This is a genomic window from Sneathiella sp. (genome assembly GCF_036844445.1).
Classification (GTDB): Bacteria; Pseudomonadota; Alphaproteobacteria; order Sneathiellales; family Sneathiellaceae; genus Sneathiella.
This window is the reverse complement of record NZ_DAIUFV010000007.1, coordinates 159,320-174,717: the sequence shown is the minus strand read 5'-3', so window position 1 is coordinate 174,717 and position 15,398 is coordinate 159,320. Positions and strand designations below refer to the sequence as shown.

Below are 15,398 nucleotides of genomic sequence, written 5' to 3'. Positions count from 1 at the left end.
CCGCGGTCGCGATGATCGGGGCGATGAGGTTGAGCAGCGGAATGGTCAGTGAAAAAGCGGTGACAATGCCCATCATATAGAGCTCGATCCCGTTGCGCTTGCGGATCTCGTTGACCTCCTCGGCCGGATGATGGCGGATGGCAACCATATGAAAATATTCGCGTGAGATGAGATAGCCGTTCAGCAGGTAGTAGACGAACAGATTGACGACGGGCACGAAGTAAAGCGGCAGAACGAGCAGGTTGCAGCCAAGCATAAGAGCGAGAAACTTGATCGCATCCCAGATGGCGGACATCAGCGGAACATCATGCGACGGCGGATCGGCGGCGTAGTACTGGGCCTCCACGGCATCCGAAATATCGTCGAGAAAGAGCCCGATCAGTCCACTGATGATGATCGGAAACAGAAAGAACCCGCCGAGCAGGAAACCAAGCCCTGCGAGAAACCCGATGGCCGTATTGATCCAGCCGTACTCAAAGGTCGGCACATAGTCGAACGCCACCGTCACGCCGAACCCGACAAGGATATATATAACAACGGTCAAGCCAAACGCCTTCAGGAACACGGCGCGGAAGGCGGGGTCACCGAGCTGCGTGATGGCCCTGTTAATCGCAGAAATCAAATGAGTATCCTTGCCTGTCAAACGTCAATCGTCGAAACATGTAGGTATTTTACGCGCGGGCTGCAACATTTTTAAGACGTGCCGGGCGCGCGCGGATCGATCGGTAGGCGGCGGGCAAAATCATGGTCGCGCTCAAAAGCATAAGCCGCCTGCAGTACCCGGTCCTCGCGCGCATTCGGCCCCATGATCTGCAGGCCGACCGGCAGGCCGCTCTTGGTGAAGCCGCACGGGAGAGAGATGACCGGGCAGCAGGTCACCGTCAGCATGGAGGGCAGCGCGAGCCACGACATATAATTGTCGAAGCGCACGCCGTTCACCTCCTCCACGTAGCGCTTGTCGTGGGTGAAGGGCGGAACGATCGCCGCCGGCGTCAGAAGAAAATCATATTTTGAGAAAAATTCGACAACGCGAAGGTAAAGCTGGCCCTGCGCCCGCTGCGCGGCGCCGATTTCGTCGGCGGTGAGCCGCGCCCCCTTTTCGACATTCCAGATCAGCTCCGGCTTCAGGCGATCGCGATGGGCGGCGAGCAGTGGCGCGTGACTTGCGATAAACATCTGCGCGCGCAATGTCTGGAAAATTGCCTCCGCATCGTGAAGATCCGGGCAGGCCTCATCGACGCCGTCAGAGTAGCGGGCGAAATCGGCCGCCGCTTTTGCACAGATTTCCGCAACCTCCGGATCGACCGGGCATTGCCCAAGGTCGGGGCTGTAGGCGATCCGTCCGAACTTTGGGATCGCCTTGAGGCAATCGACATAGGATGTCTCGGGCGCCGGGAGACTGCCGGGATCGATAATGTGCGACCCTGCCATCATATCGAGGAACAGGGCCGTATCGCCGACATTGCGCGCCATCGGCCCTTCCACCGAATAGGTGGAAAAGGGAAGGCGGAGCGGCCCGTGCGCGACCCGCTTCGGCGACGGCCTGAGGCCGACGACACCGGTAAAGCTGGCCGGCGTGCGGAGGCTGCCACCAAGATCGCTGCCTTGCGCGAGCCAGACCTGCCCGCTTGCCAGCGCCGCCGCCGCGCCGCCCGAGGAGCCGCCCGGCGTCCGGCTGGTATCCCACGGGTTTGTTGTCGTCCCGAACACCTCGTTGAACGTCTGCCCCCCTGCGCCAAACTCCGGCGTATTGGATTTGCCGACGACGATGCCGCCGCGCGCTTCCAGCCGCTCGACCATCACATCGGAGAAGGAGGCGATCTGGTCCTTGAATATCGGCGAGCCAAGCGTGAAGCGGACATCCTTCACCGGCGTCAGATCCTTGATGGCAAGCGGCAAACCATGCAGATGCGACCCCTCGCGATCTTCGGGCCGCTCTTTTGCGAGCGCTTCCGCATGGGCGCGGGCGCGATCGAAGCAGAGGGTCGGAAGGGCGTTGATCGCCCCGTCCGTTTCGCGGATGCGCCGCTCCGACGCGTCAAGAAGCTCGGCCGGCGAGACTTTCCGGGCCTTCAGGAGCGCAACGGCTTCCTGCGCCGTCAGTTTGATCAGATCCTCCATATCGCCCCCCTCAATTCGCCGCCGCAGAAAGCTTTCTTTGCTCCGGCCAGCGCAGGGATTATACTCGCCGGAGCCGAAGTAATTGTTAGGAATATTATGACAGAGCGAATGTTTGACACAACCTGTATCGGCAATGCCATTGTCGATGTTATCAGCAAGGCGGACGATGCTTTTCTCGCCGCGGAAGGGCTTACCAAAAGCGCCATGATGCTGATCGATATGGACCGCGCCGAAGAGCTCTATGCAAAAATGGAGCCCGGCATTGAAATGTCGGGCGGGTCAGCCGGCAACACGGCGGCCGGGATCGCGTCCCTTGGCGGGCGCTGCGCCTATGTCGGCAAAGTCCGCGATGACCAGCTTGGCGACATTTTCACGCACGACATCCGCGCAAGCGGCGTTACCTTTGAGACGCCGGCGCTGACGCATGGCGCGGCCACGGCGCGCTGCCTTATTCTGGTCACGCCCGATGCGCATCGCACCATGAACACCTATCTTGGCGCCTGTGTCGAGCTTGGGCCGGAAGATATCGACCCCGAGATTATCCGCGCCTCCAAGGTCACCTATATGGAAGGCTATCTGTGGGATCCGGAGAATGGCAAGCAGGCATTCCGGAAAGCAGCCGAGATTGCCCATGCGGCGGGACAGCGCGTCTCGCTCACCCTCTCGGACAGCTTCTGCGTTGATCGCTATCGCGACGAGTTCAAGGAATTCATCCGCCACGGCGTCGATATCCTGTTCGCCAATGAGGATGAGCTGAAATCATTGTATCAAACGACCGATTTCGATGCTGCACTCGCGGCCGTGCGTGATCACGTGGAAATCGCCTGCCTGACGCGGAGCGAGAAAGGCGCCGTGATCGTGAACGGTGCGGATGCCCATATCATCCCCGCGGACCGCGACATAAAGGTCGTCGACACCACCGGCGCCGGGGATCTATTTGCGGCGGGGTTCCTTTACGGCTTCACGAACGGTCATGACCTCGCGTCGAGCGGGCACATTGGCGCCATGGCGGCAGCCGAAGTCATCAGCCATTACGGCGCCCGCCCCGCCGTTGATCTCAAGGAGCTGATGCAACAGAAGCTGGCTCTCTCTCTATCGTAGCGCGAAGGGTGGGATATGTCGAAGGGCCGTGGGGAGATTTTGCAAGACATCCGGGTGGCCCTTCGGCCGGAGCGCCTCCGCCTCGCAAGCGGGATCACTCTTTTCACCTTTCTCGCCTGCCATCTGCTCAATCATTCGCTGGGTCTGATTTCCGTCGACGCGATGGAGGCGGGGCGCACCGTTTTCCTCGCCGTCTGGCGGAGTTATCTCGGCACGGTTCTGCTGTTTGGCGGCCTGACGCTGCATATCTGCCTTGTCTTCGGGAAGCTTGTCCGCCACCGCGCCTATCGCCGTCTGCCGGGGCGGGACATTCTGCAGATTGTGCTCGGGCTGATGATCCCGCCGCTGATGATCCTACATGTCATCGGCACGCGCGTCAGCCATGATATCTACGGGATCGAGGACAGTTACCGCTACGTCCTCCTCAGCATCTGGGTCGAAGCGCCGCTGCTCGGCCTGCTGCAAAGCATCGGCGTTATCGTTGCCTGGGTGCATGGCTGTCTCGGCATGCATTTTTGGCTGCGGCTGAAGCCGTGGTATGAACGCTACCTGCCTTATTTCTACAGCCTTGCGCTCGCGCTGCCGCTGCTCGCCCTCAGCGGCTTCGTCAATGCGGCAAATGAGGTCGAGCGGGAGTTTGCCGATGCCGCCTGGCGCGTCGCATTTTTCGCGCGCCTCAATCTCACGCCGGAAATGATCGAGTGGGCGTATCGGACGCGGGATGCGGGCTACTGGCTCATGTTCGCAGCCCTCGCCCTGCTCGCGATCAGCCGCCTTTACTGGCTAATCCGGTTCCGCCGCCGCAAGCTGAATATCATCAACTACCCCGACGACAGGATCGTACTGGCCCCGCCCGGCTTTACGCTGCTGGAGGCAAGCCAGCTTGGCGGCGTGCCACATGCACATGTCTGCGGCGGCCGCGGCCGTTGCTCGACCTGCCGGGTTCGCATTCTCGACGGCGCGGAGAATCTCAATCCGCCGGGCGATAAGGAGATCGCCGTGCTCCACCGGGTCGGCGCGCCGGACGGGACGCGGCTTGCCTGCCAGAGCATTCCGACCGGGGAGGTATCGATCATCCCGCTGTTGCCAGCGAGCGCGACGGTGGTCCAGGCGTTCAATCAACCGGGCTATCTGCAGGGGCAAGAGCAGGAGCTTGCCGTGTTGTTCGCCGATCTTCGCGCTTTCACGGAATTTTCGGAACATCGCCTTCCCTATGACGTGGTGTTCGTGATCAACCAGTATTTCCGTCATATGGGCGAGGCGATCGAGGCCAATGGCGGCCATGTCGACAAATTCATCGGCGATGGCGTCATGGCGCTCTTCGGTCTCAACCAGAACGCCGCGGAGGCTAGCCGCCGCGCCCTCAATGCCGCGCGCGCCATGGCGATGGAGCTGGACATCATGAACCGCAATCTGGCGTCCGACCTGCCCTATCCGCTTAAAATCGGCATTGGCATTCACATCGGGCAGGTCATCGTGGGGCAGATGGGCTACGGCACCGCCACCTCCATCACGGCCATCGGCGATCCTGTGAATACGGCAAGCCGCCTTGAAGCCCTGACCAAGGAATATGCCAGCCAGCTTATCTTCTCGGACCGCGTCGCGTATCGCGCCGCGGCGGAGTTTTCAGCATTTCGCCATGAAAGCGTTGAAATCCGTGGCCGGGAAGAAGCGCTCGGTATCTATATTGTCGAGGATGCCCGCGCCCTGCCGCGGTTCACGGCCTGAGACGAAGCGCGGCGCGCCGGCTTACATGCCGCGCGCCATGCCGCCTTCTTCTATTTTGCGGCCGCCAAGGATATGGACGTGAAAATGCGGCACATTCTGTCCCGCATTCTGGCCGTTGTTGGTGACGACCCGATAGCCATCCCTGTGCAGCCCGAGAGAGCGAGCAATCTCGCCGACCTTGACAAAGAAATTGCCGATCTCCTCCGCCGTTCCATTGGCGGAAAAGTCATCGATATCGACGTAAGGGCGCTTTGGGATCACCAGCACATGCACCGGCATTTGCGGCGCAATGTCGTTGAAGGCGAGCACATCGTCATCTTCATAAACGGTGGTGTTGGGAATCTCCCCGCGCAAGATCTTTGCGAAGATATTGTCGTTATCATAAGCCATTCTTAAATCCCCTTAATCCTGTTTACGCGACGCCTTTTCCGCAAGGCCCGACTGTCCCTCCCGCGCCTCCATCATGGCATAAATTTCCGCGGGATCAACGCCCGCATCGGCCCAGAGTACCGCGAGGTGATAGAGCAGGTCCGCGCTCTCGGAAATCACCCCCTCGCGCTGGTCCGTTGCAGCGGCGATCGCAAGCTCCACCGCTTCCTCTCCCACTTTCTGGGCGATTTTGGCGCGCCCCTTCGCATAGAGAGATGCGGTGTAGGAGCTGCCCGGATCCGCCCCTTTTCGCGCCGCCACGGTGGCATAAAGCCGGTCGATACCGGTCAGGTCCCGCTCTGTCATCGCGCCCTCTCCTCCAGCCGGACGGCTATGCCGGCATCGCGCATCGCTTCTTTCGCCTCGCGGATGGTGAATTCCCCGAAATGGAAGATCGATGCCGCGAGCACCGCTGTCGCGTGGCCGTCGCGGATGCCTTCTGCCAAATGTTCGAGTGTGCCGACGCCACCCGAGGCGATCACCGGAATTTTCACCGCATCCGCGACCGCGCGCGTCAGCGGAATGTTGAAGCCCGACCGCGTGCCGTCGCGATCCATCGAGGTCAGCAGAATCTCGCCGGCGCCATATTCAGCCATGCGCTTTGCCCATTCCACCGCGTCAATGCCGGTGGGTTTTCGGCCCCCGTGGGTAAAAATCTCGAACTTGCCGGGCGCCGTCTCCTTCGCATCGATGGCGACGACAACGCACTGGCCGCCGAACTGCTCCGCCGCTTCGCGGACGAATTCGGGGCGCGCCACAGCGGCGCTGTTGATCGAGACCTTGTCGGCCCCTGCCAGCAGCAGCTTTCGCACATCCTCCACCTGCCGAACGCCGCCGCCAACGGTGAGCGGCATGAAGCATTGCTCGGCCGTGCGCCGTACCACGTCATAAATGGTCTCGCGGTTGTCCGAGGTCGCGGTGATATCGAGGAAGCAAAGCTCATCCGCGCCCTGCTCATCATAGATCCGCGCCTGCTCCACCGGATCGCCGGCATCGCGGAGATCGACGAAATTGACGCCCTTGACGACGCGGCCGCCTTTCACGTCGAGACAGGGGATGATCCGCGCCTTAAGCATGATTGCCCCGCACGAGTTCGAGCGCGGCAGCGGGGTCGATGCGCCCGTCATAAAGCGCCCGGCCGATAATCACGCCTTCGATGCCGCTGTCGCGCACGGCAAGCAGATTTTCGATATCCCGGATCGAGGCAACGCCGCCCGAGGCTATGACCGGAATGCGGATTGCCGCGGCAAGGGCGCGTGTCGCCTCGACATTCACGCCCTGCAGCGCGCCATCGCGGTCGATATCGGTGTAGATGATCGCCTCGACGCCCACATCCTCGAACTTGCGAGCAAGGTCGAGCGCCGAGGTTTCGCTCGTCTCCGCCCAGCCTTCGACGGCGACCATGCCGCCGCGCGCATCGATGCCGACGGCGATCCGACCGGGAAAGTTGCGACAGGCCTCCTTCACAAGCTCCGGATTGCGGAGCGCAATGGTGCCGAGAATGACCCGGCCAACGCCCTTTTCAAGCCACATCCCGATGGTCGCGAGATCGCGGATGCCGCCGCCGAGCTGGACCGGCACATCGGTCGCGGCAAGGATGCTTTCCACCGCCGGCGCATTGACAGGGCGCCCTTCGAAGGCGCCGTTCAGATCGACAAGATGCAGCCGCGTGAAGCCCGCGTCCTTGAACGCCCGCGCCTGCGCCGCCGGATCGTTGTTGAAGACCGTCGCCGCGGTCATTTCACCGCGCAGCAAACGGACGCAGTTGCCGTCCTTGAGATCGATCGCCGGGTAAAGATTGAGTGCTGTCATAGCTCCGCCAGCTGCTTCTTGTAGTAATAGCCGTCGACGTAGCGTTCGCCGTTCCAGGCATAATAGGGTTTCACGGCCCATTTCTCATAGCCGTTGGATTCGAGAATGGAGATGGCCGCCGTCTGGGTCTCACGCACGTCCACTTCGAGAAATTTGAACCCCTGCTCCCGCGCGCTGTTCTCAAGCACCGCAAGCAGGCCGATGGCAAGGCCATAGCCGCGGGCGTAAGGCGCGATGAAGAAGGTCGCGACCTGCGCGATATGGCGGCCCGCCTCGTTATTAGAAAAGGGTTTGACGAGTTGCGCCGAGCCAACGATGCGGCCCTCAAAACGGGCGCAGTACAGCTCGCGGACCGGCACCATCAGGATACCCTTCCAGAAATTCTCCTGCACCGTGCGCCGCGGCGGCGTCAGCCAGCCAAAGCCGTTTCCGTCGATGATCGCCTCTTCCGCCGCTTCGCAGAGGTCGTCGAGATCGGCCTGGGTAAACTCCTTGACGGCTTCAATCACTGGCTGGTGAATATTTCGCAACGTGTCTGTCATCAGGGTTTCCACCTTAAAAAGTTTTTGATGAGCTGTAGACCGGTTTCCTGGCTTTTCTCCGGATGGAACTGCGTGCCGATCATATTGTCGCGGCCAACCACGGCGGTAACAGGCCCGCCATAATCGACGGTGGCAAGGACGTGCGCCGGACTGGCGGCGGCGAGATGATAGCTGTGCACAAAGTAAGCATGCTGGCCGCTTGCAATCCCGTCAAAAAGCGGATGCGGCCGGTCAAGCTCCAGTTCGTTCCATCCCATATGCGGTATTTTGAGGGCGGGATCGGCAGGCTGCAACGGGACGACGTCGCCCTCGATCCAGCCCAGTCCCTCGGTCTCGCCATGCTCAAGGCCCTTTCCCGCCATCAGCTGCATGCCGACGCAGATGCCGAGAAACGGCCGGCCTTGCGCAATGACCGCATCCCTCAGGGCATCGATCATACCATCAACGGCGGCAAGACCCTGGCGGCAGGCGCGAAATGCCCCGACCCCCGGCAGCACGATCCGGTCCGCCGCCACGACGTCCTCGGGGCGGCGTGTCACCACGATGGTAGCATTCCGATCGCTCTCCCGGCTCGCCCGCTCGAATGCCTTGGCGGCGGAGCGAAGGTTTCCCGATCCGTAGTCAATGATCGCTGTCTTCATTCCCGACATATTTCCCCGCCGCGAGAGGGCGGAATTCTTCGTTACAGGCTGCCGCCCAGCGTTCCCTTGGTAGAAGGGATGGCATCGGCGCGGCGCGGATCAATCTCGATGGCGTCACGCAGGGCGCGCGCCAGTGCTTTGAAGCAGCTTTCGATGATATGATGATTGTTCGTGCCGTAGAGATTTTCCACATGCAACGTGATGCCCGCCGCCTGCGCAAATGCCTGGAACCATTCCTTGAACAGCTCCGTATCCATGTCGCCAAGCTTGTCGCGCGTAAAATGAACCTTCCAGATCAAATACGGACGGTTGGAGATATCGAGCGCGACGCGGGTCAGCGTCTCGTCCATCGGGATATGCGCGGAGGCATAGCGGCGTATCCCCTTGAGATCGCCAAGAGCCTTCGCAAACGCCTCACCGATAGCGATGCCGCTGTCTTCCGTCGTATGGTGGAAGTCGATATGCAAATCGCCTTTGGCGTGAAGCTTGAGATCCATCAGGCTGTGGCGGGACAGCTGCTCCAGCATATGATCGAGAAAGCCGATGCCTGTATGAACATCATACACGCCCGTGCCGTCGAGATTGAGCTGAACCTCAATCTCGGTCTCATTAGTTTTACGCTTCACCGATCCCGCACGCATGAAAATTCCTTCCGGCTGCTCGTCTCGCCTGAGTATCTGGCGTGGATATAGCAGGTACGGGGCGGAAATCCAAGCCTTAGCAGCCCTTCCTTTGCGGAAAATCCCGCTTAGTAATATCCATCCGGCCCGTGTGCGCCGCTGCTTTCCGCAGCAACAGGAGCCGCCGCCGCCTCGCGCGCCACCGATGCCGCCTCATCGCGCCGCTCCCGGATCAGCTTTTCGGCAAGATTGAGGGCAAATTCGATGCGATCGGCAAGTTCCTTGAAATCATCCTTTGCCGCATCCACATGGATGTAACTCAGAATCTCGAAAATCGCCCGAAGGTTGGACGCTTTCTCGGTATCGCTCGCAATGTCCTGGTTATCGGCTGCCATATGCATCTCCTGCTGATCGCCCGCGTTAGGCTGAAGACGCCTTCGGGTCTGGTTTGTGAAATGCCGCCAGGGAAAGAAATACAGGCGTACCCACGGACATGAGCCATTCCGCCTTGACCCCCGAATGAAAATGGTTACATCGTCATAAGATCCAACGAAAGATGAGTTTCATGTCCGACAAAATTGAACGCTGGCACGGCACGACGATCCTGTCCGTGCGCAAGAACGGAACTGTTGTCGTCGCCGGGGACGGGCAGGTCTCGCTTGGCCAGACCGTGATCAAATCCAACGCCCGCAAGGTCCGCCGCATTGGCCCGCAGAATGACGTGATCGTCGGCTTCGCCGGCGCGACGGCCGACGCCTTCACCCTTTTCGAACGGCTGGAAGGCAAGCTGGAGCAGCATCCCGGCAACCTCACCCGCGCCTGCGTCGAGCTTGCCAAGGACTGGCGAACGGACAAATACCTCCGCCAGCTTGAAGCGATGATGGCTGTCGCCAACAAGGATGTCTCGCTGATCCTGACCGGGACCGGCGATGTGCTTGAGCCGGAGGACGGGATCATCGCCATCGGATCGGGCGGCAACTACGCCCTCGCCGCGGCGCGCGCGCTGATCGATCGCGACGATCTGGAGGCCGCGGATATCGCCCGCAAGGCGATGGAGATCGCCGCCCAGATCTGCGTCTATACCAACGGAAACGTAATCATCGAAAGTATCGGTAAAAATGACTGACCTGTCGCCCCGCGAAATTGTTTATGAGCTGGACCGCTATATCATCGGCCAGTCGGACGCCAAGAAGTCCGTCGCTATTGCCCTTCGCAACCGCTGGCGCCGCCAGCAGCTTCCCGAAGCGATGCGCGAGGAGGTGCTGCCGAAAAATATCCTGATGATCGGCCCGACGGGCGTTGGCAAGACGGAGATTTCCCGCCGCCTCGCCAAGCTCGCAAGCGCGCCCTTCCTGAAGGTGGAAGCGACCAAGTTCACCGAAGTCGGCTATGTCGGCCGCGACGTCGAACAGATTATCCGTGATCTTCTCGAAATCTCGATCAACATGGTCCGCGAGAAGCAGCGCCAGCAGGTGATCGCCAAAGCGGAACTTGCCGCTGAAGAGCGCGTTCTCAACGCCCTGGTTGGCGCCAAGGCGTCAGAGGACACACGGCAGAAGTTCCGCAAGATGCTGCGCGAGGGTCAGCTCGACGACCGCGAGGTCGAGCTTGACGTTGTCGACAGCGGCGGAATGGGCATGCCCACATTCGATATCCCCGGAATGCCTGGCGCGCAGATGGGAATGCTCAACCTCAACGACATGCTGAGCAAACTCGGCGGGCAGCGGACGAAACCGCGCAAAATGCTCGTCCGCGACAGTCATGACGTGCTGATCAAAGAAGAGAGCGACAAGTTGCTTGACGAGGAATCGGTGGTGCGCGACGCGATCAGCCTCGTCGAGAACCACGGTATCGTCTTCCTTGATGAGATCGACAAGATTTGCGCACGGAGCGACCGGCAGGGCGCCGACATCTCCCGCGAGGGCGTGCAGCGCGACCTGCTGCCGCTGATCGAGGGGACGATCGTGAGCACCAAATATGGCACGGTGCGGACCGACCATGTGCTGTTTATCGCCTCCGGCGCGTTCCATATCGCGAAGCCCTCCGACCTGCTGCCCGAACTGCAGGGCCGCCTGCCGATCCGGGTGGAGCTGAGGGCGCTTTCGAAGGATGATTTCAAGCGCATCCTGATGGAGCCGGAGACCAGCCTGATCAAACAGTATGTCGCGCTTCTCGAGACCGAGGGCGTCCATCTCAATTTCTCCGAAGACGCGATCGACGCAATCGCCACGATCTCCGCCGATGTGAATGCGGCGGTTGAGAATATCGGCGCCCGGCGGCTGCATACGGTGCTCGAGCGGGTGCTGGAGGATATCAGCTTTCAGGCGCCCGATAAGAGCGGGACGGTGATCAATATCGATGCGGAATATGTGCACGAGCATCTCGGCGAGCTCGCAACGAACATGGATCTCTCGAAGTTCATTCTCTGATCAGGGGCGGCCTCATACGCCTTTGAATTTGGCCGGGCGCTTTTCCGCGAGCGCCCGTTTGCCTTCCTGAAAATCTTCCGAGGCGAGGCAGGCTTTCTGAAAGCCGCGCGCCTTCGCGATATCAAGCTCGCCGCGGGCAATGTCATTCAGCGTCTCTTTCATGCCACGGAGGCTGAGCGGCGCGAGCGCGGCGATATCCGCGGCAAGCGCGGCGACCCGCGCATCCAGCTCCTCCGGCGCCACAAGATAATCGAGGAAACCGACCGCCTTCAACTCCTCCGCCGGCATCCGCTCGACCGTGAGAAAGAGGCGCTTCGCGGTCCCGAGCCCGAGGCGGGCAACGGCGCGGGCAAGCCCTGCGGGCGGGTAATGGATGCCGATCCGCGCCGGCGGGATAAAGGCGCTCATGGTGGTGATGCCGACCCGGAAATCACAGGAGAGCGCGAGATCGACGCCGCCGCCGTAAACGCCACCATTCAGCGCGCAGATGGTCGGAAACGGCAGGCGCTCCACGACGTCGGTCAGCATTTCCAGCGGGTTTTCATCGAAGTTGTAGCGGCCAAGCTCGCCGAGATCCGCACCCGCGCAGAAACTCTTGCCGGTGCCCGTCAGGATCATCACGCGGATCGACGTATCCTTCGCCTTTTCCTGCAGGCTTTCGCGCAGCGACGCCATCGTTGCGGGTGTCAGCTTGTTGTGCTGCGCCGGATTGTCGAGACGCACGCTTAAGGTGGTATTTTCGATCCCGATGTGAAAAGATGCGCCCATCAATCTGTCCTTTTCTTGCTTTTCTTGAATTCTACCGACCATAAAGCCATAACGGCGGGGACGCCATGGAAATCAGGATCACCACCGCAACAGAGAAATTTGTGTCATGAATATGCGCCGCCTTCGCATGGGTCTCAAGACGGTTCTCGGATTTAGAAAAGAAGGATTTTTCATTCCCTATCGCTACGCGGCGAGCCTGCCGGATGCGGTGAGCCGCAGGCCCTACCCCGCGATCGAGGAGATGATGGCGGCGAATGAAGCGCGTTTCGCCGCGATGCTCGGCAGCCTTGCCGCCTTTGCAACGGACTTTGCCGCAATCGGTACGGCGCCGCCGCCCGAGCCCCGCTTCGAGCAGGACTGGTTCCCGCGCCTCGATGCAATGGTCGCCTACGCCATGGTGCGGATGAAAAAGCCCGCCCGCATCATCGAGGTGGGATCGGGGCATTCCACCCGCTTCATGGCCCGCGCCATCCGCGACGGCGGCATCGCCACAGAATTCACCGCCATCGACCCCGCGCCCCGCGCGAACATCGAGGCGCTCCCCATCACTTTTCTTCGTAAAACGCTGCATGAGGCAGGCCGCGACGTGTTCCGCCTGCTCGCACCCGGCGACATCCTTTTTATTGATTCGAGCCATATCGCCATGCCGGGAAGTGATGTTGATGAGCTGTTCCTGAATATCATCCCGACCCTGCCGGACGGCGTAATCCTTCATGTTCACGATATCTTTCTGCCCGACGATTATCCGGAAAGCTGGGACTGGCGGGGCTATAACGAGCAGCAGGTGGTGGCGCCGATGTTTCTCGGGCACGGGTTCGAGCTGCTTTTTTCAAGCGCCTATGTACGCAGCCGGATGACGGCGGCTTTAGAGCGCTCCATCGTCCCCACCTTTCCGCTTCCGAACGGCGCGTTCGAGACAAGCCTCTGGCTTCAAAAGGGCAAGTGAGACGCCCTATTTATAAGGATCCGCCGCATCGCGAAGGCCGTCGCCGAGAAAGTTGAAGGCGAGCACCACGAGAATGACCGGCACCACCGGATAGATCAGCCAGGGCGTGGTCGCGACCGCATTGATATTGGTCGTCTCATTGAGCAGCACGCCCCAGGAGGTGATCGGCGGGCGAAGGCCGAGGCCAAGGAAGGAGAGCGCGGTTTCGCCCAAAATCATACTCGGGATGGCAAGGCTCGCGCTCGCGATAAGATGGCTGGCGAAGGAGGGCAGCAGATGCCGCCCTATGATCCGCGTCGGCGATGCCCCCATCAGCTGCGCCGCCGTCACGAAATCCTCCTCCCGGAGCGAGAGAAACTTCGATCTGACCGCGCGGGCAAGCCCCGGCCAGTCGAGCAGCCCGAGAATAATGGTGAGGCCGAAGAAAACGAGGATGGGCGACCAGGTGACCGGTAGTGCCGCCGAGAGTGCCAGCCAGAGCGGCAGCTGGGGCAATGATTTCAAAAGTTCGATGGTGCGCTGAATGACGTTATCGATCCAGCCGCCGTAATAGCCTGAGATGCCGCCGAGCACGATCCCGAGGGTAAAGCTGATGGCGATGCCGATCAGCCCGATGGAGAGCGAGATGCGCGCGCCGTAGATGATGCGCGAGAGGATATCGCGGCCGAGCCGGTCCGTCCCGAGCCAGAAAAAGGTCGCGAGACTTTTATCGTCCGGGCAGACGAGATGCAAGTTGCCCTTGATCTTGCCCCAGAACTCATATTCATCGCCCTCGCAGAAGAAACGGAGCGGATAGGGCTTGCTCGTATTGATCTCATATTCGCGCTTCAGCGTCTCGCGGTTCAGCGTCTGCTTGTAGCCATAGACGAAGGGGCCAACAAACTCCCCCTCATGAAAGAGATGGATCGATTGTGGCGGTGCGAAGATATATTTCGTATGCCGCGTATGCAGGTTGTAGGGCGCGAGAAACTCCGAGATCAGGATCGAGAGATAAAACAGCAGCAGCACGAGACCGCTGATCATGGCGACCCGGTGGCGGCGGAACTTCCACCACATCATCTGCCATTGCGACGCCATGTAGAAGCGTTCTTGCTCGGCGGTAAACTGTTCCACCGAATAGGGATCGAACGGCTCTTTCGAGTACCAGTGTTCGAGGGTCGACTGATCGCGGGTGGGCCCGCTGTTCTCCGTCATTTCGTCGCCCCTCCCGAAAGCCGGATCCGCGGATCCAGCATCGCCAGCAGGATATCGGAGAGGAACATGCCGACCACTGTCAGCAGCGCGAGGAACATCAAAAGCGACCCCGCCATATACTGATCCTGGTTGCGGAGCGCCTCGAGCAGCAGCGGGCCGACTGTCGGCAGGCTCAGCACCATGCTGACGATGACCGAGCCGGAAATGACATCAGGGAGCAGGCTGCCGATATCGGCGACGAACGGGTTGAGGGACATCCGGATCGGATATTTGATCAGCGCGCGAAGCTGCGGCACGCCCTTGGCCCGCGCCGTCGTCACATACTGCTTTTGCAGCTCATCGAGCAGATTGGCGCGCAGGCGCCGGATCATCGCGGCGGTGCCGCTCGTGCCGATCACGATGACCGGGATCAGCATATGATCGAACACCGACTTCGCCTTCTCGAAACTCCACGGTTGATTAATATATTTGTCATCCATCAGCCCGCCGATGGAGATGCCGAAATAGACGTTGGCGTAATATAGCAGCACCATCGCGAGCAGAAAGTTCGGCGTCGCGAGCCCGAGATAGCCGATCAGCGTAAAGCCGTAATCGCCGATGGAATACTGTCGCGTCGCCGAATAGACGCCGATCGGGAAGGCAACGATATAGATAAAGAGAATGGTCGAGAAGTTGATCAGGAAAGAGAGGCCGAGACGGTCGCCGACAACCTCTTTGACGGGCAGATTATAGGCGAAAGACTGCCCCCAGTCGCCCTGCAGCAGGCCGGAGAAGCCGTCGGGCCCCGGCCAGAATCCCATCCAGCGCGCATATTGTTCGAGCGGCGATTTATCAAGCGCATATTGGACGCGATAAAACTCGATCTTGGCGAGCGCCGAGGCGGATTCGCCCTGCGAGCGCAGCTCTTCCATGTGATTGGAGAGATAGTCGCCGGGCGGCAGCTGGATGATGACAAAGGTCAGGATGCTGATAACCAGCAACGTGGGTATCATCACCAGAACTCTGTGTACGAAATATGTAAGCATCCACCCCCTGCCTGCAGAGCACGGCGTCGTCTCGGGCCGCGT

18 protein-coding genes are annotated in these 15,398 nt (G+C 60.6%); 5 read left to right on the top strand and 13 right to left on the bottom strand.

Going from position 1 to position 15,398, the window contains the following annotated elements:
* Positions 1 to 622 (bottom strand): EI24 domain-containing protein (locus V7Z56_RS14055; RefSeq protein ID WP_334130142.1); only part of this gene is annotated, 622 nt, incomplete at its 3' end.
* A gap of 71 nt (positions 623 to 693) precedes the next feature.
* Positions 694 to 2,121 (bottom strand): amidase, encoded by a 1,428-nt coding sequence (locus V7Z56_RS14050; RefSeq protein WP_334130141.1) that lies wholly within the window; start codon positions 2,119 to 2,121, stop codon positions 694 to 696.
* A gap of 96 nt (positions 2,122 to 2,217) precedes the next feature.
* Here V7Z56_RS14050 and V7Z56_RS14045 point away from each other — a divergent pair, with 96 nt between their 5' ends.
* Both V7Z56_RS14045 and V7Z56_RS14040 read left to right on the top strand, forming a co-directional pair.
* Positions 2,218 to 3,222: an adenosine kinase gene (locus tag V7Z56_RS14045; RefSeq protein ID WP_443023818.1), complete on the top strand. Its 1,005-nt coding sequence runs from the start codon at positions 2,218 to 2,220 to the stop codon at positions 3,220 to 3,222.
* Between the two features lie 15 nt (positions 3,223 to 3,237).
* Complete coding sequence (locus V7Z56_RS14040) at positions 3,238 to 4,950, top strand: adenylate/guanylate cyclase domain-containing protein (protein ID WP_334130139.1); 1,713 nt, start codon at positions 3,238 to 3,240, stop codon at positions 4,948 to 4,950.
* A 21-nt stretch (positions 4,951 to 4,971) separates the two neighbouring features.
* Here the strand turns inward: V7Z56_RS14040 and V7Z56_RS14035 are convergent, their stop codons facing one another.
* The 8 genes from V7Z56_RS14035 to V7Z56_RS14000 form a co-directional block, all read right to left on the bottom strand.
* Positions 4,972 to 5,340, bottom strand: coding sequence for a histidine triad nucleotide-binding protein (locus V7Z56_RS14035; protein WP_334130138.1), 369 nt, complete (start codon positions 5,338 to 5,340; stop codon positions 4,972 to 4,974).
* A gap of 12 nt (positions 5,341 to 5,352) precedes the next feature.
* A complete protein-coding gene (locus V7Z56_RS14030; RefSeq protein WP_334130137.1) occupies positions 5,353 to 5,685 on the bottom strand; it encodes a phosphoribosyl-ATP diphosphatase in 333 nt (110 codons plus the stop codon).
* Positions 5,682 to 6,455, bottom strand: a complete 774-nt coding sequence (hisF, locus tag V7Z56_RS14025; RefSeq protein ID WP_334130136.1) for an imidazole glycerol phosphate synthase subunit HisF — start codon at positions 6,453 to 6,455, stop codon at positions 5,682 to 5,684. Before hisF ends, V7Z56_RS14030 begins: the two co-directional genes overlap by 4 nt.
* Positions 6,448 to 7,191, bottom strand: a complete 744-nt coding sequence (gene hisA / locus V7Z56_RS14020) for a 1-(5-phosphoribosyl)-5-[(5-phosphoribosylamino)methylideneamino]imidazole-4-carboxamide isomerase (RefSeq protein ID WP_334130135.1) — start codon at positions 7,189 to 7,191, stop codon at positions 6,448 to 6,450. The genes hisF and hisA overlap by 8 nt, the downstream gene beginning before the upstream one ends.
* On the bottom strand, positions 7,188 to 7,733 hold the full coding sequence (locus V7Z56_RS14015) for a GNAT family N-acetyltransferase (protein ID WP_334130134.1): 546 nt from the start codon (positions 7,731 to 7,733) through the stop codon (positions 7,188 to 7,190). The genes hisA and V7Z56_RS14015 overlap by 4 nt, the downstream gene beginning before the upstream one ends.
* Entirely contained in the window at positions 7,733 to 8,374 is a 642-nt protein-coding gene (gene hisH, locus V7Z56_RS14010; RefSeq protein ID WP_334130133.1) for an imidazole glycerol phosphate synthase subunit HisH, read from the bottom strand. Before hisH ends, V7Z56_RS14015 begins: the two co-directional genes overlap by 1 nt.
* 41 nt (positions 8,375 to 8,415) lie before the next feature.
* Positions 8,416 to 9,015, bottom strand: a complete 600-nt coding sequence (gene hisB, locus V7Z56_RS14005) for an imidazoleglycerol-phosphate dehydratase HisB (protein WP_334130132.1) — start codon at positions 9,013 to 9,015, stop codon at positions 8,416 to 8,418.
* A 107-nt stretch (positions 9,016 to 9,122) separates the two neighbouring features.
* Complete coding sequence (locus V7Z56_RS14000; RefSeq protein WP_334130131.1) at positions 9,123 to 9,389, bottom strand: hypothetical protein; 267 nt, start codon at positions 9,387 to 9,389, stop codon at positions 9,123 to 9,125.
* Positions 9,390 to 9,559: 170 nt separating this feature from the next.
* Here V7Z56_RS14000 and hslV point away from each other — a divergent pair, with 170 nt between their 5' ends.
* Together hslV and hslU are read left to right on the top strand one after the other, a co-directional pair.
* Positions 9,560 to 10,120 (top strand): ATP-dependent protease subunit HslV, encoded by a 561-nt coding sequence (gene hslV, locus V7Z56_RS13995; RefSeq protein ID WP_334130130.1) that lies wholly within the window; start codon positions 9,560 to 9,562, stop codon positions 10,118 to 10,120.
* Positions 10,113 to 11,423, top strand: a complete 1,311-nt coding sequence (gene hslU / locus V7Z56_RS13990) for an ATP-dependent protease ATPase subunit HslU (protein ID WP_334130129.1) — start codon at positions 10,113 to 10,115, stop codon at positions 11,421 to 11,423. Before hslV ends, hslU begins: the two co-directional genes overlap by 8 nt.
* Before the next feature lie 12 nt (positions 11,424 to 11,435).
* On the opposite strand, the gene V7Z56_RS13985 is transcribed toward hslU, so the two are convergent.
* Positions 11,436 to 12,191: an enoyl-CoA hydratase/isomerase family protein gene (locus V7Z56_RS13985; RefSeq protein ID WP_334130128.1), complete on the bottom strand. Its 756-nt coding sequence runs from the start codon at positions 12,189 to 12,191 to the stop codon at positions 11,436 to 11,438.
* Positions 12,192 to 12,297: 106 nt separating this feature from the next.
* Here V7Z56_RS13985 and V7Z56_RS13980 point away from each other — a divergent pair, with 106 nt between their 5' ends.
* Positions 12,298 to 13,137: a class I SAM-dependent methyltransferase gene (locus V7Z56_RS13980; RefSeq protein ID WP_334130127.1), complete on the top strand. Its 840-nt coding sequence runs from the start codon at positions 12,298 to 12,300 to the stop codon at positions 13,135 to 13,137.
* Positions 13,138 to 13,143: 6 nt separating this feature from the next.
* On the opposite strand, the gene V7Z56_RS13975 is transcribed toward V7Z56_RS13980, so the two are convergent.
* Both V7Z56_RS13975 and V7Z56_RS13970 read right to left on the bottom strand, forming a co-directional pair.
* Complete coding sequence (locus tag V7Z56_RS13975; RefSeq protein ID WP_334130126.1) at positions 13,144 to 14,331, bottom strand: ABC transporter permease; 1,188 nt, start codon at positions 14,329 to 14,331, stop codon at positions 13,144 to 13,146.
* A complete protein-coding gene (locus tag V7Z56_RS13970; protein ID WP_443023817.1) occupies positions 14,328 to 15,356 on the bottom strand; it encodes an ABC transporter permease in 1,029 nt (342 codons plus the stop codon). The genes V7Z56_RS13975 and V7Z56_RS13970 overlap by 4 nt, the downstream gene beginning before the upstream one ends.
* Positions 15,357 to 15,398: the final 42 nt, after the last annotated feature.